Origin of the sequence: Holtiella tumoricola (genome assembly GCF_027857615.1) — a bacterium.
Lineage (GTDB): Bacteria > Bacillota > Clostridia > Lachnospirales > Cellulosilyticaceae > Holtiella > Holtiella tumoricola.
In genome coordinates this window covers 213,171-237,086 of the sequence record NZ_JAQIFT010000061.1, presented here as the reverse complement: position 1 = coordinate 237,086, position 23,916 = coordinate 213,171, and the positions used below count along the sequence as shown (strand labels likewise).

Sequence of the window (23,916 nt, the reverse complement as noted above, 5' to 3'; positions counted from 1 at the left end):
GTAGGCGATTAGGAAAGGACTAGAAAAATGGCAAGATACGATAAATATCCAGAAGTAAGAGTAAAAGGTTATGATGATCACGCTGTAGCAGGATATCCTGCTATAGCTGGCATTGTTCAAAAAGACTTAAAAGTAGGTACAAAAAATGTAGTTGTAGTAGATTGTTATCCAGGTGTAGATGAACAAGAAATTATTAAAGGGCTAGAAAGCCTTAACTTTGATAAAGTTATTTGTTCAGATTACTGTGCACTCAGAGAGGAAGCACTTACACAAGCTATAGATGAGTACTTAACTGAAGACCGTGTGTTTGGGGTACTAACTACAAAGAATTTCAAAGATGTCTTTGTAACAGAAAAGATACAGGCAGCTCGCGCTGAAATTGAAGAAGCTAAAGGTAATGTACTTGTAATTGGTGTAGGTGCAGGCTTAATTACAACAGGTGACTTATATATCTATGCAGATTTAGCAAGATGGGAAATTCAACTTCGCTATCGCAAGGGTATGAGTAACTGGAATGTAAGTAATGCAGATGCTCCAATTTTAACAAAGTATAAAAGAGGTTTCTTTGTAGAGTGGCGTATGGCAGATAGACATAAGATGAGCCATTTCCAAGATTTTGACTATGTTCTAGATACAAATGTTGCCAATGAACCGAAGCTAATTACAGCAGAGAGTTTCTTTGCAGGCCTTAAACAAACAGCTAATCGTCCATTTAGAGTGGTACCATATTTTGACCCAGGTGTATGGGGTGGACAATGGATGAAAGAAGTATGTGACCTTGATAAAGAACAAGAAAACTTTGCTTGGAGCTTTGACGGTGTACCAGAAGAAAACAGTCTTTTCTTACGTTATGGAGATATTAGAGTAGAAGTACCATCTATTGATGTGGTATTTTATCAGCCAATAGAACTTCTAGGAACACGTGTACATGCTAGATTTGGAAAAGAATTCCCTATTCGCTTTGACTTCTTAGATACGATGGGAGGACAAAACTTATCTCTTCAAGTACATCCTTTAACAGAGTATATTCAACAGACCTTTGGAATGCACTATACACAAGATGAAAGTTACTATATCTTAGACTGTAAAGAAGGTGCAGATGTCTACTTAGGACTTAAAGAAGACATTAATAAAGAAGAAATGATTGATGATCTTTATATTGCTCAAACAGGTGAAAAAAGCTTTGATGCAGATAAATATGTCAATCGTTTTAAAGCACATAAGCATGATCACTTCCTTATTCCAGCAGGGACAATACACTGTTCAGGTAGTGATACAATGGTACTTGAAATTAGTGCAACACCATATATCTTTACTTTTAAACTTTGGGATTGGGATAGACTTGGCTTAGATGGGCTACCACGTCCAATTCACGTAGAACACGGAGAAAAGGTTATTGCTTGGGATCGTACAACAAAGTGGGTAGAAGAAAATTTAGTAAGCCCAGTACAAGTTGTAGGAGAAGGTGAGGGCTATGTAGAAGAAAGAACAGGTCTTCATGAGCGTGAATTTATTGAAACGAGACGCCATTGGTTCACCGAAGCTGTACATCACACTACACATAATAGTGTAAATGTGTTAAATTTAGTAGAAGGTGAAGAAGCAATCGTAGAAAGTCCAACAGGAGCATTTGAACCATTTGTGGTACACTATGCAGAGACTTTCATTATCCCTGAAGCTGTAAAAGAGTATACTATTAAACCTTATGGTGCTTCGGAAGGTAAGAAAATTGCTACGATTAAAGCTTTCGTGAGATAAATAACAGAAGACAAGGGCATTAAACTCTTGCTTTTGAACACGAATAACAAGGCTATGCTTAAGTAAAATTGAAAGAGATAGAAAGTAGGAGGTATATATGCTACAAAGAGGTAAAGGAGCCCCTACCCTTAAAGAACAGTTGATTAGGATTATTGAAGAGGAAATTCAACAAGGCATCTACAAACAAGGAGAACTGCTTCCAAGGGAGATTGATTACGAAGAAAAATATGGTGTAAGTCGTATTACAGTACGTGCAGCTATTGGCGACCTTGAGCAAAAAGGTTATGTAGAACGCATTAAGGGGAAAGGAACCATTGTTTTAAAACAAAAACAATCAGAGCCCTTACTTAAAATAGAAGGCTTTACAGATGAGATGAAAGCCCAAGGTATTATACCAACTACAAAGAGCGCAAAGATTAGCCTAGTTAAAGCTGATGAAGTATGTGCGCGTGCATTACAAATAGATAAAGGCATGCCTGTATATGAACTGATACGTATAAGATGTATCAATGATATTCCAGTGGTACGCTTTAAAACATACATTAAGTGTCATATTGATTTAGAATTAGATAAAGACCTTTATTATGGGTCACTTTATGATTATCTTAGAACAAGACATCAAGTGGAAATTTCTAAGATTACACAACGCATAACAGCAGGGCTTGCTGATGAGGTACTAGCAGAAGAACTAAATTGTAACAAAAAAGGTCCGATGCTTATTTTAAAGAGAATAGGCTATGACCAAAAAGGCGAAGTATTTGAATATACAGAAGGCCAATATGTTGCTTCAAGATATGAATACTATATGGAACTTAATAAATAAAAAGTGAGGGAGTTACCATAATCTTAATAAGGGTTAAAGGTAACTCCCCTTATTATTTACTTTAAACACAAAAGTTAATGGAAAGAGGCATTAAATATGGATAAACATACAATTAAAAAAGTACATGTGGTCTATAAAACACATTTAGATATTGGATTTACTAACTTTGGTTATCAAGTATTAGATGATTATTTAAATAAATTCATTCCCAAAGCTATAGACTTAGCTTTGAAGTTGAACACAAAAGAAGATAAAAAGTTTATATGGACTGTAGGATCTTACTTAATAGATTATTATTTAAAAAATGCTTCACAAGCAGAACAAGAAAAACTTGTGTGTGCGATTAAAGATGGTTCAATTAGATGGCATGGTATTGCTTGTACAACCCATACAGAAGCTATGAATGAGCCCTTATTAGAATATAGTTTAGACCTTTCTAAGAAATTAGATGAAAGATTTGGGACACAAACCATTGCCAGCAAAATGACAGACGTACCTGGACATACACGTGGAATGGTGAAGCACTTAGTAAAAAGAGGCATACGTTATTTACACATAGGAGTTAATCCATCTTCTATGGTACCTAATGTACCACCAATATTTAGATGGCAAGATGGGGAAGATGAAGTTATCGTACACTACTCAGCAGGGTATGGAAAAGAGTTACTTATCGATGGCTTTGATGAGGTATTAGAGTTTGCTCATACAGGAGACAACTTAGGTCCTCAATCAGAAGAAGATATTTTAAATGAAATCGATAGAATACAGAAGTTATATCCTCATGCTACCATTCAAGCTTCTTCATTAGATGAATTTGCAAAAAGTATTTTAACCATTAAAGATAGATTACCAGTAGTAAAAGAAGAGATAGGAGATACTTGGATTCATGGTATTTCTTCAGATCCTAAAAAAATTGCAGAGTATAAAGAACTTCTTAGACTAAGAGATGAATGGATGAAGGCAGGTTTACTTAAAGAAGAAGATCAAGCATATGACGGATTCATGATGAATTTACTTATGATTGCTGAACATACATGGGGGCTAGACTTTAAAAAATACTTAGCAGACTTTAAAAATTGGTCTAAAGAAGACTTTAAAGCAGCTAGAGAAGCAGATGCTACAACACTTGAATTCTTGACTTATAGAAATAGTCATATGTTAGAAGTTCTTCAATATGATATTGAAAAGTACAGAGCAGGACATTTTACAGGTTCTTATAAAATGTATGAGGCATCTCATACTGAACAAAGAGCTTATATTCAAAAGGCAATAGAAGCATTACCAGAAGACTTACAAAAACAAGCATTAGCTGCATTAGAACAACTTAAACCAAAGGCATTTAATAAACAAGGTGAAGAGGTCTTTGCAAATCGTTTACTAGAGGTAAATGGTTGGAAGGTTAAGCTTGGAGCTTGTGGTCAACTCATTTACTTAGAAAATAATGAAAAGGTGTGGTTAGAACAAGGAGAGGTTGGAAGATTACAGTATGATATCTATGATGTAGTTGATGTATCTACAAATTATTATCAATATAATAGAAACTTCTTAGAAACTTGTTCATGGTCTGAAGGGGATTTCTCTAAACCAGGTTTAGAGTTTGTGGAGGATCTTAAGGGTAGATGTTATGACTTTACAACAAGATATATTGTTAAAGAGGGCAATCAACTTAAAGTAAGCCTATTTGGAGACGAACAGGCAGCTAAGAAGTATGGTATGCCTAATAAAGCTCAAATTACTTATACATTTGAAGACAATAAAGTGTTCATGCGTGTTGAGTGGTTAGACAAAGAAGCTAATAAGATACCAGAAGCTATTTGGTTAAAAGTTCAATTTGACGTAGATAATCCATACAGATGGCAAATGAATAAAGTTGGTGCATGGATTAATCCTTTTGATGTAGTAAAAGGTGGAAATAGAAAACAACATGGAGTAGAAGCCTTAGCGTATGATGGAGCAGATGGAGCTATTCATATCCGTAATATCCATAGCCCAATAGTAAGTATTGGAGATAAGAATATTTATAAGATGGATAATAAAGTAGATTCGTTAGAAGAGGGATTCTACTTCAATCTTTTCAACAACAGATGGGGAACGAACTTCTGTCAATGGTGTGAGGATGATTGTGCTTTTGAATATGAAATAACTTTTAATAAATAAAGACGAAAAAGATAAAAGGGAATTACTTTCAACCTAAGGTGAGGTTAAAAGTAATTCCCTTATTTTTCAGGATCTGTACGTTCATGAGGTGAATCTTGCCTGATTTCCCAATGGATAATGAGTGTCATGAGGGCACGTAGGAGAATAATTGCACCTAGAATGATGATCTCATCAATAGTACGTACGAGAACAGTTTTTAGAATCTCAGCAGCAAGTTTAAATTCTAGGGAGATGGCCATAGAACTAGCAAAGTGACTTCTAGAAGTTGATGGATTATGATGAAATAGGCTAACTATATAGTGATAAAAACCATTGGCTGCTCCAATAGTGAGAACTATAATTCCCATGGCTTCTAGCACATGGATGAGTGCAGGGAGATAACGAGTAATGAGAAATTCTAACATAGGTGGACTCCTTCAGAATAAAATAGATTAAATTAAGCTAGTCTATAAATAGGATATGTAAGACAGGCAAAGAGTATAACTAGGAGATAGTAATAACATACATGGAATAAATAAAATGATCACATAATACAAAGGTGAGGAGTGATAAGAGATGGAAATTCCTTTTTTACTTAAACCTATTATTTTATTTGTGGTAGCAGTTTTTTTACTTAGGCTTACAGGACGTAGATCGATTGCTCAAATGACCATTGCACAGACAGTAATGATTATTTCAATAGGTGCAATCATTGTAGAACCTTTTGCAGATAAGGATATTAAAAAGACTATAGCTACAGCGACTATTTATATTCTTTTACTAATTATATTTGAAGTGGCTTCATTCTATATGAAGTGGTTTAAAAAGCTGGCAGTAGGCAATAAAATAATTATCATACAAGATGGGAAGTTTGATGAAGCAAAGCTTAAAAAGCTTCGATTAACAAAAGAGGAGGTACTTTCAAGGCTACGTCAAGAAGGTATACCCAAGTTAGAATATGTAGAAGAGGGTACGTTAGAATCTAATGGAGAATTTGGTTTTCGTTTAACACCAGGGGCTGAGCCATTACGTGTACAAGATATGGTTTATATTCTCAATGAGGTATTAAGTGAAGATATTAAAAATAGAGTAAACTTAACAGCAGAAGAAATTATTAAGGGAAGAGGAGAATAAAGGTTGCTTATCTAAGCAACCTTTTATTGTTTTTAGAAGGTATGTTATGATAGAACAAGATACAACGAAAAGGAGTACATTAAACATGGCAAAAAAACTTGTTTTAGCAGAAAAGCCTAGTGTTGCACGTGACATAGCACGAGTTTTAAAGTGTAGCAAAAAGGGTAATGGATATATAGAAGGTAATGATTATATTGTGACATGGGCACTTGGGCATCTTGTAGGTCTTGCTGACCCAGAGGCTTATGATGATAGATATAAAACTTGGAGTATGGAAAGCCTCCCGATGCTTCCAAAACAAATGAAGTTAGTTGTACTTAAAGGTGCAGGTAAGCAGTTTAATAGCGTAAAAGAGCAAATGCAACGTAAAGATGTCGATGAGATTATTATTGCAACAGATGCTGGGCGTGAAGGAGAACTTGTAGCAAGATGGATTATTGAAAAAGCAAAAGTGAATAAGCCAATGAAGCGTCTTTGGATTTCATCTGTTACAGATAAAGCTATTTTAGAAGGATTTAAAAACTTAAAACCAGCCAAAGATTATCATAATCTTTATGAGGCTGCAGTGTGTCGTGCAGAAGGTGACTGGTTAGTGGGACTTAATGTGACCCGTGCGTTGACTTGTAAATATAATGCCCAACTTTCAGCAGGACGTGTACAGTCAGCAGCACTTGCTATGATTGTAACAAGAGAAGAAGAGATCAAAAACTTTAAAGCTGAAGATTACTTTAACATCAAAGTGAAAACACCAAGCTTTAGCTTAATGTGGCAAGGCACTAAAGGGCCTAATATTTGGAATGAAGAAGAAGCAAAGAAGCTTAAAAATCAACTTGAAGGTAAGTCACTTCAGATTGTGAAGGTAGATGAAAAAGATAAAAAAGCCTATGCACCTGGCTTATACGATTTAACAGAATTACAACGAGATGCAAATAGATTGTATGGTATGAGTCCAAAAGAAACCCTTAATATTATGCAAAGACTTTATGAAAATTACAAAGTATTAACTTACCCTCGTACAGATTCAAAGTATATTTCCCAGGACATAGTACCTACACTTAAAGACAGATTACAGGCTGTCAATGTAGGGAACTTCCGCCCAGCTGTACAGGCTGTACTTAAAAATGGGATTAAGACAGGCAAACACTTTGTAGATAATAACAAAGTATCTGACCACCATGCGATTATCCCAACAGAAGAAAGCATTATGCTCTCAAAGCTTTCAAATGATGAACGCAAAATTTATGAACTTGTTGTTAAACGTTTCTTAAGTGTGATGCTTCCTCCTTGTGAGTACAAACAAACCACTATTGAGGCTAAATCAGGAGAAGAAACCTTTGTAACAAAAGGCCAAGTAATGATCAATCAAGGGTTTAAAATTGTTTATGAAAAAGGTGAAGAAGAAACTAAAGAAGGTGAAAGTGATAACACACGTCTACCAGAAGTAAAAGTAGGCGATAGCTTAAAAATAGTGAACGTTGAATGCAATAAACTTCAAACTAAGCCACCAGCACGTTTTAGTGAAGCGACACTTTTATCTGCAATGGAAAGCCCACATAAGTATGTAAAGGTAAGCAAAGAAGCAGCCAAAACACTTGGAGAAACAGGTGGTATTGGTACTGTTGCGACACGTGCAGACATTATAGAAAAACTCTATAATATGTTCTACATTGAGAAAAGCGGTAATAGCATCGTACCAACTTCAAAAGGTAAGCAACTTATAGACCTTGTACCAGAAGAACTCAAAACACCTCTTCTTACAGCTAAATGGGAAAGAGAACTAGAGCTTATTAGTAAAGGCAAACAAAATCCAAAAGACTTTATTACACGTATGCGCAAGTATAGCGGTGAATTAGTTGACACAGTAAAAGAGAGTACAGATAAGTTTAAACATGATAATATAGTAGGCAAACGTTGTCCTGACTGTGGTAAGAGTCTACTTGAAGTTAAAGGTAAGCATGGTAAACTCTATGTATGCCAAGATAGAGCATGTGGCTATAGAGAAAATGTAAGTAAGTTTACAAATGCACATTGCCCAGAGTGTCACAAAAAACTTGAGTTACGCGGTCAAGGAGATGGGCAAATCTATGTATGTACAACTTGTACCTTTAGAGAAAAGGCAAGTACCTTTAATAATCGCTTTAAAGATAAACAAGGTAAAGGTGACAAGAAATCTGTACAAAAATACCTTAAGCAACAACAAAAAGAAGATGAAGGTAACTTCGCTTTTGCGGATTTATTTGCAAATCTAAATAAGAAATAGAACACATTAAAAAGAGAGCGATGCATACTTATCGCTCTCTTTTTAATATGCTATTTGATAGATTGTTTTAAAGGTTATTATCGTTTCGAATAAGGCAGTTACCAGATTCGACTAGATTATTCCAAGCTTCTTCACCCAATATATCTTTTAATGAGATTGTATTCTTTTTAGGCTTTAATTTCTCAACAAACTTTATAAAAGCTGGAGAATACTGAGTATGATCTAGATCAGGGAGTACAAGTACTTTTAAATGCTTTAAATTCATAAGTGATTCAGGTACTTTATTGGTTTGTAAGCCATCTAAATACAGCTCTTGCAATAGAGGAAGTTTAGTAATTTCGTTAGGAAAGTGTTCAAGAGGCATGGCACCTAAGTCTAATACTTTTAGATTTTTTAGTTTACCGATGTTAAAACCTAAATTTTTAACTTTATTTCTTGTTAATCTTAAAAGTTCTAAGTGTATTAGTTTTTCTAAGGACACATTCAAAGATACCAATTGATTACTAAAAATTTCTAAGCTTTTTAAGTAGGTTAATTGCCCTATGTTATCAGGTATAGACTGTATCGTGGGGTTTACCATACTTAGTTTTGTTCTGTCTTGATAAGCGTATTCCTTGAGAAGATCTTCAAAGCTAGGCTGTTCTTTAACATTATAGAGATCATGTGGAATACGTAAATGATAAAAGATGTTGTATTGATCTTTGGTTAAAAATAAGCATCCTATTTTTTCATGAGAACAAATAGAACAAAGTAATTCACCCTGTTTATAAAAAGCAGGGTCTTCTACGATTTCGGTACCTACCTCATCAATGTGGAGCTGCTCATAAATATCCTTTAGCGTATCAAATTTATGCTTAATTTGATAATCATTTTTTATGTGAAAAATAGTAGTAAGAGGACCTTGTGTGCAGTGGGTTTGATTTGTTTCTTCATACCTAAGTAATTGAATGTTATTTAATACCTTTGGTGAGCGGTCACCAACCTTTAGTTGACAAAGTACAATTTCGTCACTTTCTTTAAAGCAAAAGTCGATAAGGCTTTTAACTTTCTCTGTAGTTAGTTTTTCATCAGCTAATCTTATGAAAATCTTTTCTTCATCCTCTAAAAACATCTACGTTTCCACCAGTGTCTTTGAAATTATTATTTCTAAGTCTATACTATAAGATTAGATGTTTCAATAAATAAGTTATACTAAAAACCTAGTTTTTGAGTATTGAATAAAGTTATTAGGGCTAAGGCTATTTTGAAATTAATAAAAGCAGTATAATAGAATACAGACAAGAACAGAAAAACAAAATAAGATAGATCAAGATAAAAGAAAAGGAACACACTATGCGTATTACAGATGGGTTAGTTAACATATCGGTTAGAGAACTTGTAGAATTTGTAATGCGTTCAGGGAGCATCTTTGCATCTTTTGTGAGTCGTGCCAGAGCAGTAGAGGGGACTAAGGCTCATAAGAAAATTCAAAATGCTATGGACGCAAATTATGAGAAAGAAGTTAAGCTTGTTCATGAATATGTAGCACAGGATATTACCTTTGTCGTAGAAGGAAGAGCAGATGGTATTATTCGTGATTTGATTGCTGTAACCATTGATGAAATTAAATCTACAAGGACAAGCTTAGAGGTTATAGATGAAGATTATAATCCACTTCACTGGGCACAAGCGAAATGCTATGCCTACTTTTATGCTGCACAAAACCATCTAAAAGATATGAATGTAAGACTAACCTATTATAATTTGGATACAAAGGAAACTAAGCATTTACTTAAAGTATATCAATTCGATGAGTTAGAGTGTTTCTTTAAAGAAATAATAGAAAAGTATGCAATATGGATACGTTTTTATATGGACTGGAGCAAGGAGAGGACAAGCTATTTGAAGGCATTGACCTTTCCTTTTGAAGGCTATCGCATAGGACAAAGAGAGCTGGCCGTTAATGTGTATAAGAGTATTACCAATGAGTCTAACCTCTACGTGAATGCACCTACAGGGATAGGAAAAACCATATCTACGCTTTTTCCTGCCCTTAAAGCAATGGGTGAAGGGCATGTGGGTAAAATCTTTTATCTTACAGCTAAGACCATTACGAGAACTGTTGCAGAAAAAAGCATTCAGATGATTTATGATAAGGGAACTAGGGTTAAAGCCATTACTTTAACAGCGAAGGATAAGATATGCTTTTTGGATGAAAGAAGCTGCCATCCAGACTTTTGTCACTATGCAGAAGGACACTTTGATCGTGTAGATGAAGCAGTCTATGATGCGATTACACATACAGACCTATTTACAAGAGATGTAATAGAGGACTATGCCAAAAAGTATAATGTGTGTCCTTTTGAGCTATCCCTTGACCTTGCCATCTATGCCGATGTGGTTATTTGTGATTATAACTATATCTTTGACCCAACAGTTGCTTTAAAACGTTTTCTAGACCAAAGGGATTTTGTAATATTGGTAGATGAAGCCCATAACTTAGTTGATCGTGCAAGAGAAATGTACTCAGAAAGTTTGTCTAAAAGGCAATTTTTGAGTGTTAAAAAATCTGTCAGTAAGCAATACCCTACTATTTCAAAGGAGCTAGGCAAGCTAAATGAGTATTTACTAAGCATAAGAAAAGACTACATTGACTTAACGGGAAGTATGATTAGCAAAGAAGCACCCACAAGGTTTAATCGTATGGTGAGACAGTTTATTAATGAGTGTGATAAGAAACTTCAAAAAGGTGCTATGCATAAGTTACCACAAGACTTATTAGAGCTTTATTTTAGAGCCTATAACTTTAATAAAATCTATGAATTTTTTGATGAGAGATATATTACTTATGCAGATCAAGTGGATGGAGATATTATTTTTAAGTTATTCTGTATGGATCCATCTTATTTAATTGGAAATATGGTAAGTGCTTGTAAAAGTGTTATATTCTTTTCTGCCACATTGATGCCTATTGATTACTATAAGTACATGTTAAGTGGCGAAGGGGAGAGAGCTATTACGCTTCCTTCACCATTTGATCAGACCAAGTCCCTGAAACTTATGGCAACAGATGTCTCTACTAGATATCAGCATAGAGAGGGTAGCTATAAGAAGATTTGTGAGTACATTATAAAAGTAAGCCAAGCTAAAGTAGGGAATTATATGGTGTTCTTCCCATCTTATAAGTACATGAAAGATGTATATGCATACTATATGGAATACTATGGAGAGACAAATTTAGACGTAGGACAAGAGGTCTCATGTAAAAGCAGTATGGAACAAGGAGAACAAGAGGTTCTATCTGAAAGCAGTATGCAACAAGTAGGACAAGAAAATTCCAGTACAACAAGTATACAGCTAGTAGAAGAAGAGATCCCGTATATGATAAGCAGACGAGAGGTTAAGCAAGAAGGAATAGAGAGAGTACAAGGACAGCAATGGCATAAAGAGGATAGTCCAAAAATTGAGCTGATTATGCAAGATACCAATATGGATGAAGAGGCACGTGAAGCCTTTCTAGCTCAGTTTGAAAAGAATCCAACTAAGACAAAAATAGGATTTTGCGTATTAGGAGGTATCTTTTCTGAGGGGATAGATTTGACAGAAGACCGTCTTATTGGCGTAGTTATAGTAAGTGTAGGTTTGCCTCAGATTGGATTAGAGAAGGACCTTATTAAATATCATTTTGAAGATCAAGAAAAAGAAGGCTATCACTATGCCTATACTTATCCAGGTATGAATAAGGTACTTCAGGCAATAGGACGATTAATCCGTACAGAAAAAGATAAAGGGGTCATCCTTTTAATAGATGACCGCTTCAATACACCGTTATATAGTAGCTTAATGCCGGCAGAGTATTCAGATAGAAAGTGTACCCAACTAAGATATGTTACAGAACAAGTAGAGGGCTTTTGGGACGAACAGGAAAACACATTAAGGTAAAAGTAGATCAGTAGTTTAAGGTAGACAAGAAGATAAAAGGCTAGATTAAAGCAGGTAGTAAATTAGCTGCTTGGAGTAGAAGTTCACCATAATCTACATTAAATAGATACTCTTCCCCAGGACAGGCAAGTACACTTTTTAGAGGTGTACAGCTATCGCCTTCAAGTGTCGAGGTACAATCTATAACTTTTCCATCACTCCACTTATCAAGAGAACAAGCGGGGAAAACTTGAAGCGTATCCACAGTGTTACAACTACGGCCTCCAACAAGTATAACTTTAGAGACACGTTCTTGAAGTAAATTGCTAGATGTATTTAGATCATCGAGAAAAGTATTTTGAAGTTGCATAGATTGATAAGGTATAGAGAAGAAGTCTTGTCCACGAGAATATATTAAATAATCTCCATAACTTTTAGACGGAAGAAATTCAGATAAAGCAGGAAATTCACTCGTACTAATAATCTTAAGAAAAAGCGTTAGATTGAGAGAAATAAAATCAGGTTCACCAGCAAAAGGATAAGGAAAGTTACCACCACTTAAGTAATTAAAAGGCGCTACAAAACCAGCATTGGGTGTACCAACTAAAATCAAATGTTTAATACTGGGAGTAAAAAGGTCAGATTGAATGTAATAACGGCCAATCAACCCACCCGTACCATGACAAAGTAAATTAACTTTTGTACAACCATTTAGTTTAAGTACTTTATAAATAAGAGGAGCGAGAGCTAGTTCAGCAACGTCTTTAGTGCTTTGGCGCCAGTTATAAAACATAATAAAGAAATTTTTATTAAGAATATAACCTTGCTTCTCCATTTCTTTTATAAAGCGAACACCTGTATAGCGTGAAGGTCCAAAATGCCATTTGCCAGTATGGGGTATAACTTCTGATCCTAAAGAACCAAATAAACCAGGAATAAAAATTAAAGGTAATTTAAGTGACATACATTCACCTCCTTAGTGAATAGCATAACAAAAGCCTTAGCTTATATAGTTTATGCTAGAAACATAACAAGGTGATAAAATCCTTGAAATTAAGGACAAATATAGATATGATGGAGGAAGTAAAACAACAAGGGGTGACTATATGCATAAGCCAAAAGTATGTATTATCTTTACAGGCGGGACTATTTCAATGACAGTAGATGACACGATAGGAGCGGCTATTCCAACGTTGTCAGGAGAACAAATTTTATCTATGGTATCAAATATAGATAAATTAGCAGATATAGAAGTAGTAAATTTTTGTGAGATTCCAGGTCCACATATGACCTTTAATAAGTTACTAGAACTTAAAAATCTTATTAAACAAACATTAGATAGACAAGATATTACAGGTGTTATTGTAACACATGGAACAGATACATTAGAAGAAACAGCGTATTTCTTAGACCTTACAATAAGACATCATAAACCTGTTGTTGTAGTTGGAGCAATGCGTAATAGTTCAGAACTCGGCTATGATGGTTCAAGTAATTTAGCAGCCGCAGTATGTACAGCAATTTCACCTAAAGCTATTGATAAAGGTGTACTCGTTGTGTTAAATAATGAAGTTAATATTGCTTCAGAAGTAACAAAAACCAATACATTATCTCTTAACACATTCCAATCTCCATATGGTCCACTTGGAATTATTGATACCAATGATTTGATTGTTTATAGAGATATTGCATTTAGACAACATATAGATACAAATACTGTTGAACGTAGAGTAGACTTAATTAAAACAGTATTAGATATGGATGATAGATTTATTAGACTCTCAGTAGATGCAGGTGCAAAAGGCATTATTGTAGAAGCAATGGGAAGAGGAAACTTACCTCTTAAAATGCTAGAAGGTGTGAAGTATGCTCTTTCAAAAGGTGTAGTAGTTGTTATTGTATCAAGATGTAGTTCAGGTCGTGTCTTTGAATCCTATGGCTATGCAGGAGGCGGTAAAGAACTCTCAGACTTAGGTGCCATCATGGGTGGTGAAATGAGAGGACCGAAAGCACGTATCAAATTGATGCTTGGTTTAGGAAAAACACAAGATATAGAAGAGATCAAAAAACTCTTCTCAGAAGAGAGTTACGTACTATAAAAAGAGGACTGTAAATATACAGTCCTCTTTTATAATTTTAGGTAATAAATATTTGGTTAAGTGAGGAGGGGCTTATATTTAGTGTACTTACGTGAGTTGGCTAGTTGGATTCTCCTTCACCTGCTTCACTTCGCTTTCAGAGAAATGTAACTCATTCAAAAATAATAACGGTGTGAACTCACTTCGTTCAGACAGCACACCTAAAACCATTATTTTTTCATTTCGAACATTTCTTATCTGAAAGCTACGTAGGCAGGTTCCGGAGAACACACCTATCCAGCTCACTGAATCAAGTCTACGAATATGCCTCCCTCACTTTGTGGACTGCGACGGCGGAGAGATTACTACACTGCATGTCCCAATGTCTTTTGCTACTTAATGAAGTAAGATACGCTTTTTAAAATTAATAGTACTTTTGATCTAAACTCGGAAATGATTAGACACTTTCACATGAAGGATGTTTAGAAAATAGATCATGTAGCTTAGCCTCTCTTAAAAGTTGAGGACCAGAAGTTGGAATACAATAAGCTTGCCTACATGCCCTCACACTTAACCAATTATTTATTTTGTAGTGTAGCCCAGTCAGCTAAGAAGCGTTCAATCCCACTTGCAGTTAAAGGATGTTTAATCATCTGTAGAATAACAGAGTAAGGTACTGTTGCAATATGAGCACCGGCTTTAGCTGCTTCAAGAACGTGGATAGGATGGCGTACACTAGCAGCAATAATCTCTGTTTGAATACCATGGATTTCAAAGATTTCAACAATGTCTTGGATAAGTCCCATGCCATCAAAGCCAATATCATCTAGGCGTCCAATAAATGGACTGACATAAGTAGCACCTGCACGGGCTGCTAAAAGTGCTTGTGTTGCAGAGAAAATAAGGGTTACATTTGTTTTAATGCCTCTAGAAGTAAGAATTTTAGTAGCTTTAAGACCTTCTTCGGTCATAGGAAGTTTGATAACAATATTCTTATGAATGGCTGCTAACTTTTCAGCTTCTTCTACCATTTTAGGTGCTTCTAGGCTAATGACTTCAGCACTAATAGGCCCATCCACAATGGTTGTAATCTCTTGAATAACTTCTTCAAAAACTAACCCTTCTTTAGCAATCAATGAAGGATTAGTAGTAACGCCACAAATGACACCTAATTCATATGCTTTGCGAATATCTTCAGTATGTGCTGTATCAATAAAAAATTTCATTTGTTAATCTCCTTTAAGTAATCTTTTGATTAGGATATGTGAAATTAAAAAAGGATATACAAAGGTTTGAAAAACATACTGTGAACTGATAGACTCAAAGTAGACAAATCACATCAAGGGGGAATTTAGAATGAAACTATTAATCGATGCAGATGGATGTCCAGTAGTAGATCTAACAATCAAAATAGGGAATATGTATAAAAAGGAAGTTATAATTTTTTGCGATACTGCACATGTAATAGAGAGAGAGAATATAAAAACTATATTGGTTCAAAAGGGAATGGATGCTGTTGACTTTGTAATCGCTAATCATGTAGAAAAGGGAGACGTTGTTATTACTCAAGATTATGGATTAGCAACTATGATTTTGGCTAAGAAGGGTTTGCCAATTAATCAAAATGGACTTATCTATACAGAAGACAATATTGATGAACTTCTGTTTAGAAGACATGTAGCTAAAACAGTAAGAAAATCAGGTAATAAAACAAAAGGACCTAGAAAACGTACATCAGAAGATGATGAAAAGTTCCAAAAAGGGTTAAAGTATCTTATAGAATCACATAGTTAAATGCTTTTATAAGAAAAGAGGAAATAGCAATGACAAGAAAAATACTATCGATTATACTTGCGTCGATTTACATGTTTACACCTCTTATGCCAGTCAAAGCAGAAGAAGTAAGGAATCAACATGTAGCTGTCAAAAAAGAAGTGGATACTGTAAGATTACAAGATGATTTTTATCAAGCCGTAAATAAAGAATGGTTAGCCAGTGCACATATTAAGCCAGGTTATACCGAGTCTTCTGCCATGACGGATTTGACAGATAAGTCTGATGCAAATGTCAGAGCTATTTTTGATGAAATTTTAGCAAAAGAATCAACCTATAAAAATAATGATACCGAGAAGAAGATGATTAATCTCTACAAAAATGAACTTAATTGGGAAGCAAGAAATAAACAAGGTTGTGAGCCTATTAAAAAGTACTTAGAGCAAATTGATAAGGTTCAAACAATAGAAGAGTTTTCTAAGTTACTTCAAGATGAAGAGATTAGTTTGTTTGATGGACTTATTAATATGGGTATTGATCAAGACATTCAAGATAGTACTCAAAATGTACTTTATATAGGTTCAAGTTCTTTGCAATTAGAAGATGCCGACCACTATACTATGCCATCTGAAATGGCAACAAAGATGAAGCAAGCTTTAGATGAATATAATCAAAAGATACTAGAACTTGTAGGATATAGCAAAGATGAAGCAAAACAAACAATCGAAAATGTCTATAAGCTAGAAAGTGTAATGGCACCCTTTATTATGGGAACTAAAGAAATTAATGCACATTTAGATTATTATAGAGCAACTTATAATGAATATACCATCAAAGAGTTAGAAGCCTTGGCACCTAATTTAGGGCTAAAGAAATTATTAAAAGCTAATGGTGTAGATAAAGCAAAGAAGATTATTGTAGAAGAGCCTAAATGGTTAAGGGCACTCAATTCGCTCTACACTCAAGAGCACTTAGAACTCCTAAAGGATTACTTGAAGCTTAATCTAATCCAAGATACAAGTGGATGCTTGACTAAAGAATTTGAAGAAGCACATCATCTATTAAAAGCGAAACTATTAGGTGTAAATGGAAAGTTAACAGAAGAAGAAGTTGCTTTTCAAACCGTGAATACAGTATTTAGTAATGCACTTGGCAAAGAGTATGTAGAAAGATATTTTTCACCAGAAGCTAAAGCAGATGTTGAGCAGATGATAGATGAGATTATTGCTAAATATGGAGAACGTATTAGCAAACTAGAATGGATGGGAGACTCCACTAAGAAAAATGCAATCCAGAAATTAGAAGCTATTAAAGTAAAGGTAGGGTATCCAAAGAAATGGGAAGACTACAAAAAACTAGAAGTTAAAACATTTGAAGAAGGTAGTAGTCTCTTTGAAAATAATCTAAGCGTTCTTAAATATTTAAGAGATAAACAAGTCAATAAGCTTAACAAACCAGTAGATAGAGATAAGTTTAGCATGCCACCTCAAATGGTAAATGCCTATTATAATCCATCTAATAATGAAATTGTATTTCCAGCAGGTATTTTGCAAGCGCCTTATTATGATATCAATCAATCTAAAGAAGCTAACTTAGGAGGGATAGGTGCTGTTATAGGGCATGAAATTAGCCATGCCTTTGATAATTCAGGTGCAAGATTTGATAAAGATGGAAATTTAAATAATTGGTGGACTTACGATGACTATAAAGTCTTTGAAAAAAAGGAAAAGGCTGTTAGAGAGTACTATAATCATGTTGAAGTAAGTCCAGGAAAATATGTAGATGGTAACTTAACAGTGGGTGAAAATATAGCAGACATTGGTGGTTTAGCTTGTGTAATTGATATATTAAATGATAATGAGAAAGCTGACTTTAAAGCATTCTTCAATAATTGGGCAACTATATGGAGAGGTATTCAAAGTCCAGAGTATGCAGCCTACTTATTGACCGTTGATGCACATTCACCTTATAAAGTCAGAGTAAATGAAGCAATCAAGCAATTTGAAGAGTTTTATAAAACCTACGGTATAACTGAAAAAGATGGAATGTATTTAGCACCAGAGAAAAGATTAGGAATTTGGTAGGGAATAATCCCAAAGAAATAATCGTTTAACCTATATAAAAGGCATATAAGCTAGTGGCATATGAAATGCTTCTTATCTACATGATAAAGGAGTAAATCAATTCCCTAACTTATATGCTTTTTTTGTTTATAAATTAGTATAAAAAATATGTGGAAGGGTTTTTTTGCATACAAGATTATGGGAGAATACATGACATTACAAAAAAATGCTCATACTAACTTTTAATACTGCAACTAGAAGTGACTAAAAGGAGACTAACATGAGTGTAGAATTACAACCTATACATTATTGGGTCCTATATAAAATACAGTTACAAGAAACACTTATAGAAGAGCTATTAAGATGGAGTAATGAAAAAGGAGGACATAGTACAGAATTACAAGCAGAAAGCTATAGGTTATATGGGAAACCAATAGATGAAAATTTTCACCGATCTTTAGAAAATACTAACGTAGATCGATGCCTTCAAGAGAAATTAAGAAGTGCACAATATAGATTAGCTTATATATTTACTAAGCTTTTAGAAGAAAAATATATTACATTAGATGAAACAAAGGATATTTTTAGAGAGAATGGAATAATAACAGCTAGAAAAATAGGACTTTATGAAAAGGGGATCATAGATGCTCGTGAAGTTTATAAGAGGCTTTATGATTGTCTACCCGAAGGAAGGCCTAGTGATGAAATTAATGAGGTTATTATCTCAACACCAGAAGAAGTTGTTTGGAGGACAAAGGAGTGTATACAAGAAACCTATTGGAACCAGGTTGGTGGAGATAGCATTTACTTTTATGTGCTAAGACAAGTGTGGATAGAAGGTTTTTTACAAGAAGGTTCTATGTATTGTGAAGAACTTAAAAAATCTGTTTACACTATTAGAAAAAAATAAATTAACAAATGAGAAGAGAAGGATGGATATTTTATGGAAGTAGTAAACATTAATGATTTAACAGCACAATCAACTTTAGCATCACACAATGGATGCCAAACAACTTGTTTGGTATTTGAAGAAGAATCTGCTATTCCTCAACGTACCTATAGAGGAATGGGAACACTTCAAGTTGTATGTGGAGAAGTTGAGATGCATTTTGTAAATGGGGAAAGTTATACACTTAGACAAGGTGATTATATGCCTTTTGATGCAAGAGTAGATCACTATGTGATAGCAAAAGAAAATACAAAAGCATTGTTAACTATTCAAGAATGTTGATAATTATCCCGAAAAAGTTGTGGAAACTGTGGATGATAAGTAAAACAGAAAAAAATAAAATATACCCATTGTGGATAAAAATAAAGGAAGAATAATCTTCCTTTATTTTTATTTATTGTATTCATCTAAAATGGGAACTGCATAAGCATAAATATTACCACAAGCTAACCTTGCACCAGAATTACCACTAGGTTGAGTTTTAAAATCATCAGCATCTTCATGTAAAACAATGGATCTACCAATAATATCTCTAATATTAAATTGGCTTGCATAGACACTCATAAAAGCTGTTCCATTAGTAGACATAATGGGAGGGAGATCACCTGCATGTAAAGGATGAGGTTGATTGGTAGGATTATAATGACCACCAGCTGCTGCAAAAGCTGCTGTACTATCACTCATTCCGGTACAACTCATTTCATGAATATGGAATCCATGAAAAGCAGTCGGATTACCACTATTATTAACAAGAGGAATACCTGTTATATAAGTACGAATAAGCACACCATCAGTTAATTGATAAAAGAATACAAGGCCGACTAAATTAGGTGCAAGAGGGCCAGCTTTTAATTCTGCATAGGCATCTGGTTGAAGATGATCAAAGTTTTGGAAGACTTCAGTAATACTACATTTTCCTTTGGATCTATCCATCTAAAAGCTCCTATTCTAATTAAAGGGATCTATAGTAGTTTATGGTTAAAAGAGGAGTTGAGTGCTTGTTGATAGCAACTTGTAATGGAAGAAATAATAAGTTGTAGCATAGGAAGAACCATTGTCCACATATACTATATAGAATAGGACAAGGTAGGTGACGAAATGAAAAAACAAGGATTAGCCTTAAGTGCCTTTATTTCAACTCTAGGATCCGTTATCACAAAGGCTTTGGGGATAGTTTCGACTATTTATATATCTAATGCAATAGGACCAGAAGGAGTAGGCCTTTACCACTTAACAACAACCGTATATATGATGGCGTATATGATTGCTTCAGCAGGTATGAGTACTTCTGTTTCTAAGATGGTAGCAGAAGAAATTGGGCACAATAATGGAAAAGGCATCAAGAAGATTATGAACGTATTCTTTGCTATAAGTATTATAGCGAGTATATTGATTACGTCAGGTATATTCACTTTTGCAGATGTAATAGGAGCTAAAGTAGTAAATGATAGTCGTACAGTACTAGGACTTAGAGTGCTCTCATTAAGTATTCCATTTATGACAGTATCTTGCTGTATTAAAGGATACTTTTATGCTGTTAAGAAAATGATTAAGCCAGTAAGCTCAGATGTTATGGAGCAAATTGTAAAGGTGATTCTAGTTATTGTTTTTTTACGTACATGGGGCGGAGGAGATTTAATCTATGCATGTGCAGCGATAGGACTAGGAATAACTTTAGGTGAAGTATTTTCATTTTCTTATATGTTGATTCTATATTTAACAGATCCTGATAGAAGAGCAAGAAGAGAACATAAGGATATAGGTACAACGAATGTTTTGACGAATATCATAAAATTGCTTTTACCTATTACTTTAACTGCTTATATTAGTTCAATGATTACTTTATTACAAAACATATTAATCCCAGTAGGATTTAGAAAATCAGGATTAACAGCAATGGAATCTATGAGTATGTATGGTATGATACAAGGCATGGTATTTCCTATTTTGTTCTTCCCAGTCGCTCTTTTAACCGCGTGTTCAACTGTTTTGACACCTGAAATTGCAAGGGCACAAGCAAGAAATATTAGAGGAAGAGTAGAAAGCTTATCTGGTAGGACCATACACTTGATTATGGTATTAGCTATGATTGTAGTAAGCATCTTTTTAAACTTTGGTAGAGAATTTGGAGTATTAATTTATCATAATAGTCAAGTAGGACAATTGCTTCAATTATTAGTTATCGTAACACCTTTTATGTACATAGAAATTGTAATAGACGGTATCCTAAAGGGACTAGGAGAACAAAATAGTTGCTTAATCTATAGAATTATAGAGTCAGTTTTAAGTATTGGTCTCATTTACTTCTTAATTCCTATTAAAGGGGTAGAAGGATTTATTGTATTAAACATAGGTATTAGTATTCTAACAGCTACCTTAAAAGTAAGACGCTTAATAGCAGTAACAGATATAAAGATACAGCTCATTAAATGGTTTGTACATCCAGCACTAGCAGCAACAGCAGCAGGTATGACAGCCAAAGTAATTGTTTTATATTTATTGCCACAAACAGCAGCACTCGGGTTACAAATAACATTAGGAATAGGGATAACACTTTGTATCTACTATATTGCATTAACTTTACTTGAGAATGTTACTAAAGAGGATTTAGCTGTATTAGATATTAGAGGGAAGAATTGTTAAAAGCATTAATAATTTTTTATGCCAAATTTAAACTTTATCTCTGACGATAGGTATTATAACGGTTTATCTGAACTTGAATTTTATGTAAGGTATAAATTTGATGAGCTTGGGCAAAATCGTAGTAAAAAGGAGATGATGACATGAGTAAACACAAAACAGAAGAAGCAAAACTCCAAAGTAAAATAGATAATACAAGAGATGCGATGAATTCGTCTCATGGATTTAAAGCCGGTATCAGTTCAGGTACACATGGAGCTGGAGACAGCTTTAGAAATAAACGATAAAAATTATTTATAAGCACAAGAAGCTACCCTAAGACAGTCTTTTCCTCCCTGTGATGCACAAAGACTAGACTTAAGGTAGCTTCTTGTATGTGTGGCAAAATCTTCAACTTAGAAGAGACTTCTTAAGAGGATGCTGTAGCTTTAGAGATAAGCAAGGAGTGACTGGAGGCGAAGTAATCTTGGAGTTACCGCACTATACGCTTGCTGCGTTGGTGTGCCTGCTATGAAAGGGATCCCATTGGATGTATCATGTTAGGTGTCCAAGCTAACTTTGTATATGCCGGATTTACCTCATACGTTGCCGTAAGCTACACATTATTTATCTATAGGCATGAGCATTTAAAAGTAGAAGTCACTATTTAGTTAAAGAATACCCAGACACTGAGGTTGCCACCACCTACAGCACTGGGGCTAAGAAAAAATAAAGTTTAAGATTAGGGAGGGGAACCTTATCATTTATTTTTCTTAGCATAGTATCTCAAGTTCAAGGGGCCTAGGACTTGTCCCATTGATACCGATAAGGTTATTGATGAATACCTTATATATATACATACTTTTTAACGTTCTTAAATTCGTCTAAAAATAAATAAAAAAGTTTTATTTGTTACACTTATACAAATGAATAAAGTAGCTATTGGGCAAAATAACAATGAAAAATGGACTACTCCTATTAAATGAGGAAAATGGAAGTCTACTATGATATAATTAGGGGAATACTAATTTTACAAAGAGAAGAAAGAGGACCAAATGGTGAAGGATTATAGAGAGATTCCACAGGATGCCCTATATATTATAGATACTTTAGAACAACATGGATTTGAGGCTTATGTAGTAGGTGGATGTGTGCGTGATATGATTATGGGGCGTACACCTAATGATTGGGATATTACTACTTCTGCAAAGCCAGAAGATGTAAAAAGTGTATTTAAGAGAACTTATGATACGGGTATTCAACATGGAACAGTAACAGTTATTGTAGATACAGAACATTATGAAGTTACCACTTATCGTATTGAAGGTGAATATAAAGATTCAAGAAGACCGGAAAGTGTAAGTTTTGTAGAAGATATTACCCTAGACTTATCTCGTCGCGACTTTACAATGAATGCCATTGCATATCATCCTGTAAGGGGATTCATTGACCCTTATAATGGTCAAAAACATATAAAAGAAGAATGTATTAAATCTGTAAGAGATGCTAAAGAACGTTTTACAGAAGATGCCCTTCGTATCTTAAGAGCAGTACGTTTTGCAGCACAGCTAGGCTTTAAAATCTCAGATAATACTATAGAAGGAATTAAGGCTTGTAAGCACCTTCTTGCTAATATTAGTAAAGAGCGTATTCGTGATGAATTTATTAAAATCTGCATGTCAGATTCACCAGAAGCTATTAATATGCTCTATGAATTAGGGCTTCTAGAATACATTTTACCAGAGTTTATTAAAGCCTATGAAACACCTCAAAATCACCCTCATCATATTTACAACGTAGCACAGCACACATTAGCAGCCATGAAGCATACACCAAAGGATGAGGTATTAAGATTAGCTGTACTTTTACATGATATTGGGAAACCTCTTACAAGAACAACAGATGCAAAAGGAATAGATCATTTCTACAATCATCCAGAAAAAGGTGCTGACATTGCTAAGCGTGTCCTAAAGGATTTGAGATTAGATAACCAGACTATAAAGGAAGTAACGCTTTTAGTCAGCCTACATGATTATCATCTTAGAAAGAAAATTAATAAGTTTTATATTAAACAAATTCTGAAGGTAACAGGTGAAGAACTATTTGATAAGCTTCTTATTATTAATGAGGTAGATGCCAAGGCTCAAAATCCAGATAAGTATCTTGAGAAAGAAAAAATGATTCAAATAATACGTGAAATGAAAGAAGAAATTGTAGCCAATGAAGAGTGTTATAACTTAAAGATGCTTAAAGTTAATGGAGGAGATCTGATTAAGATGGGTATCACTCCAGGTAAAGCAGTAGGAGAGAAGTTAGAAGAACTATTAACTTATGTGATGAAGCATCCAGAAGCAAATGATAAAGCTACATTAGAAAAGCATATACAAGAGTCTGCACAAGCTATATAGAATGTTGGACTAATC

General features: G+C 34.4%; 20 protein-coding genes. 15 read left to right on the top strand and 5 right to left on the bottom strand.

The annotated features are described in order from the left end of the window. Positions 1-27: 27 nt before the first annotated feature. The 3 genes from PBV87_RS17710 (at position 28) to PBV87_RS17700 (ending at position 4,738) form a co-directional block, all read left to right on the top strand. Positions 28-1,758, top strand: a complete 1,731-nt coding sequence (locus PBV87_RS17710) for a class I mannose-6-phosphate isomerase (RefSeq protein WP_271013184.1) — start codon at positions 28-30, stop codon at positions 1,756-1,758. Between the two features lie 97 nt (positions 1,759-1,855). Beyond that, positions 1,856-2,581 carry a GntR family transcriptional regulator gene (locus tag PBV87_RS17705; RefSeq protein WP_053982866.1) on the top strand — a complete coding sequence of 242 codons (726 nt, stop codon included), beginning with the start codon at positions 1,856-1,858 and terminating at the stop codon, positions 2,579-2,581. 96 nt (positions 2,582-2,677) lie between these two features. Continuing rightward, the gene (locus tag PBV87_RS17700; protein ID WP_271013183.1) at positions 2,678-4,738 is read left to right on the top strand and encodes a DUF5054 domain-containing protein; all 2,061 of its coding nucleotides are present in this window, start codon (positions 2,678-2,680) and stop codon (positions 4,736-4,738) included. Positions 4,739-4,797: 59 nt separating this feature from the next. Here PBV87_RS17700 and PBV87_RS17695 read toward each other — a convergent pair whose 3' ends face one another. After that, positions 4,798-5,142, bottom strand: coding sequence for a DUF1622 domain-containing protein (locus PBV87_RS17695; RefSeq protein WP_271013182.1), 345 nt, complete (start codon positions 5,140-5,142; stop codon positions 4,798-4,800). 151 nt (positions 5,143-5,293) lie between these two features. On the opposite strand from PBV87_RS17695, the gene PBV87_RS17690 reads away from it, so the two are divergent. Next, on the top strand, positions 5,294-5,851 hold the full coding sequence (locus PBV87_RS17690; protein WP_271013181.1) for a DUF421 domain-containing protein: 558 nt from the start codon (positions 5,294-5,296) through the stop codon (positions 5,849-5,851). An 85-nt stretch (positions 5,852-5,936) separates the two neighbouring features. Then, positions 5,937-8,111 (top strand): DNA topoisomerase III, encoded by a 2,175-nt coding sequence (locus PBV87_RS17685; RefSeq protein WP_271013180.1) that lies wholly within the window; start codon positions 5,937-5,939, stop codon positions 8,109-8,111. A gap of 67 nt (positions 8,112-8,178) precedes the next feature. Here the strand turns inward: PBV87_RS17685 and PBV87_RS17680 are convergent, their stop codons facing one another. After that, positions 8,179-9,222 carry a leucine-rich repeat domain-containing protein gene (locus tag PBV87_RS17680; protein ID WP_271013179.1) on the bottom strand — a complete coding sequence of 348 codons (1,044 nt, stop codon included), beginning with the start codon at positions 9,220-9,222 and terminating at the stop codon, positions 8,179-8,181. 221 nt (positions 9,223-9,443) lie between these two features. Here PBV87_RS17680 and PBV87_RS17675 point away from each other — a divergent pair, with 221 nt between their 5' ends. After that, positions 9,444-12,032 (top strand): ATP-dependent DNA helicase, encoded by a 2,589-nt coding sequence (locus PBV87_RS17675; protein ID WP_271013178.1) that lies wholly within the window; start codon positions 9,444-9,446, stop codon positions 12,030-12,032. Positions 12,033-12,072: 40 nt separating this feature from the next. Here the strand turns inward: PBV87_RS17675 and PBV87_RS17670 are convergent, their stop codons facing one another. Then, complete coding sequence (locus tag PBV87_RS17670) at positions 12,073-12,975, bottom strand: esterase/lipase family protein (protein WP_271013177.1); 903 nt, start codon at positions 12,973-12,975, stop codon at positions 12,073-12,075. A gap of 142 nt (positions 12,976-13,117) precedes the next feature. Between PBV87_RS17670 and PBV87_RS17665 the strand changes: the two genes are divergently transcribed. Next, positions 13,118-14,110, top strand: a complete 993-nt coding sequence (locus PBV87_RS17665; protein ID WP_271013176.1) for an asparaginase — start codon at positions 13,118-13,120, stop codon at positions 14,108-14,110. A gap of 557 nt (positions 14,111-14,667) precedes the next feature. On the opposite strand, the gene fsa is transcribed toward PBV87_RS17665, so the two are convergent. Continuing rightward, positions 14,668-15,315 (bottom strand): fructose-6-phosphate aldolase, encoded by a 648-nt coding sequence (gene fsa / locus PBV87_RS17660; RefSeq protein ID WP_053982880.1) that lies wholly within the window; start codon positions 15,313-15,315, stop codon positions 14,668-14,670. A 130-nt stretch (positions 15,316-15,445) separates the two neighbouring features. Here fsa and PBV87_RS17655 point away from each other — a divergent pair, with 130 nt between their 5' ends. From PBV87_RS17655 to PBV87_RS17640, 4 genes are all read left to right on the top strand, one after another. After that, positions 15,446-15,883 carry a YaiI/YqxD family protein gene (locus PBV87_RS17655; RefSeq protein WP_271013175.1) on the top strand — a complete coding sequence of 146 codons (438 nt, stop codon included), beginning with the start codon at positions 15,446-15,448 and terminating at the stop codon, positions 15,881-15,883. A gap of 29 nt (positions 15,884-15,912) precedes the next feature. Beyond that, entirely contained in the window at positions 15,913-17,946 is a 2,034-nt protein-coding gene (locus PBV87_RS17650; protein WP_271013174.1) for a M13 family metallopeptidase, read from the top strand. Between the two features lie 259 nt (positions 17,947-18,205). Beyond that, complete coding sequence (locus tag PBV87_RS17645) at positions 18,206-18,835, top strand: hypothetical protein (RefSeq protein WP_271013173.1); 630 nt, start codon at positions 18,206-18,208, stop codon at positions 18,833-18,835. A gap of 33 nt (positions 18,836-18,868) precedes the next feature. Beyond that, on the top strand, positions 18,869-19,156 hold the full coding sequence (locus tag PBV87_RS17640; protein ID WP_053982884.1) for a cupin domain-containing protein: 288 nt from the start codon (positions 18,869-18,871) through the stop codon (positions 19,154-19,156). Between the two features lie 108 nt (positions 19,157-19,264). On the opposite strand, the gene PBV87_RS17635 is transcribed toward PBV87_RS17640, so the two are convergent. Next, positions 19,265-19,807, bottom strand: a complete 543-nt coding sequence (locus PBV87_RS17635) for a superoxide dismutase family protein (protein WP_082238553.1) — start codon at positions 19,805-19,807, stop codon at positions 19,265-19,267. Between the two features lie 165 nt (positions 19,808-19,972). Between PBV87_RS17635 and PBV87_RS17630 the strand changes: the two genes are divergently transcribed. The 4 genes from PBV87_RS17630 (at position 19,973) to PBV87_RS17615 (ending at position 23,901) form a co-directional block, all read left to right on the top strand. Beyond that, a complete protein-coding gene (locus PBV87_RS17630) occupies positions 19,973-21,517 on the top strand; it encodes an oligosaccharide flippase family protein (protein ID WP_271013172.1) in 1,545 nt (514 codons plus the stop codon). 18 nt (positions 21,518-21,535) lie between these two features. Then, on the top strand, positions 21,536-21,661 hold the full coding sequence (locus tag PBV87_RS17625; protein WP_271013171.1) for a hypothetical protein: 126 nt from the start codon (positions 21,536-21,538) through the stop codon (positions 21,659-21,661). Then, the gene (locus PBV87_RS17620; protein ID WP_154668762.1) at positions 21,658-21,801 is read left to right on the top strand and encodes a hypothetical protein; all 144 of its coding nucleotides are present in this window, start codon (positions 21,658-21,660) and stop codon (positions 21,799-21,801) included. Before PBV87_RS17625 ends, PBV87_RS17620 begins: the two co-directional genes overlap by 4 nt. Positions 21,802-22,551: 750 nt before the next feature. Beyond that, positions 22,552-23,901: a CCA tRNA nucleotidyltransferase gene (locus PBV87_RS17615; protein ID WP_271013170.1), complete on the top strand. Its 1,350-nt coding sequence runs from the start codon at positions 22,552-22,554 to the stop codon at positions 23,899-23,901. The last annotated feature ends 15 nt before the right edge of the window (positions 23,902-23,916 follow it).

Bases quoted from the DNA above. Each gene is read 5' to 3' on its own strand.
- PBV87_RS17710 (WP_271013184.1), top strand. From the start codon at position 28: ATGGCAAGATACGATAAATATCCAGAAGTAAGAGTAAAAGGTTATGAT.
- PBV87_RS17695 (WP_271013182.1), bottom strand. From the start codon at position 5,142: ATGTTAGAATTTCTCATTACTCGTTATCTCCCTGCACTCATCCATGTG.
- PBV87_RS17670 (WP_271013177.1), bottom strand. From the start codon at position 12,975: ATGTCACTTAAATTACCTTTAATTTTTATTCCTGGTTTATTTGGTTCT.
- PBV87_RS17675 (WP_271013178.1), top strand. From the start codon at position 9,444: ATGCGTATTACAGATGGGTTAGTTAACATATCGGTTAGAGAACTTGTA.
- PBV87_RS17685 (WP_271013180.1), top strand. From the start codon at position 5,937: ATGGCAAAAAAACTTGTTTTAGCAGAAAAGCCTAGTGTTGCACGTGAC.
- PBV87_RS17700 (WP_271013183.1), top strand. From the start codon at position 2,678: ATGGATAAACATACAATTAAAAAAGTACATGTGGTCTATAAAACACAT.
- PBV87_RS17650 (WP_271013174.1), top strand. From the start codon at position 15,913: ATGACAAGAAAAATACTATCGATTATACTTGCGTCGATTTACATGTTT.
- fsa (WP_053982880.1), bottom strand. From the start codon at position 15,315: ATGAAATTTTTTATTGATACAGCACATACTGAAGATATTCGCAAAGCA.
- PBV87_RS17635 (WP_082238553.1), bottom strand. From the start codon at position 19,807: ATGGATAGATCCAAAGGAAAATGTAGTATTACTGAAGTCTTCCAAAAC.
- PBV87_RS17690 (WP_271013181.1), top strand. From the start codon at position 5,294: ATGGAAATTCCTTTTTTACTTAAACCTATTATTTTATTTGTGGTAGCA.
- PBV87_RS17680 (WP_271013179.1), bottom strand. From the start codon at position 9,222: ATGTTTTTAGAGGATGAAGAAAAGATTTTCATAAGATTAGCTGATGAA.
- PBV87_RS17640 (WP_053982884.1), top strand. From the start codon at position 18,869: ATGGAAGTAGTAAACATTAATGATTTAACAGCACAATCAACTTTAGCA.
- PBV87_RS17630 (WP_271013172.1), top strand. From the start codon at position 19,973: ATGAAAAAACAAGGATTAGCCTTAAGTGCCTTTATTTCAACTCTAGGA.
- PBV87_RS17645 (WP_271013173.1), top strand. From the start codon at position 18,206: ATGAGTGTAGAATTACAACCTATACATTATTGGGTCCTATATAAAATA.
- PBV87_RS17665 (WP_271013176.1), top strand. From the start codon at position 13,118: ATGCATAAGCCAAAAGTATGTATTATCTTTACAGGCGGGACTATTTCA.
- PBV87_RS17705 (WP_053982866.1), top strand. From the start codon at position 1,856: ATGCTACAAAGAGGTAAAGGAGCCCCTACCCTTAAAGAACAGTTGATT.
- PBV87_RS17655 (WP_271013175.1), top strand. From the start codon at position 15,446: ATGAAACTATTAATCGATGCAGATGGATGTCCAGTAGTAGATCTAACA.
- PBV87_RS17620 (WP_154668762.1), top strand. From the start codon at position 21,658: ATGAGTAAACACAAAACAGAAGAAGCAAAACTCCAAAGTAAAATAGAT.
- PBV87_RS17625 (WP_271013171.1), top strand. From the start codon at position 21,536: ATGCCAAATTTAAACTTTATCTCTGACGATAGGTATTATAACGGTTTA.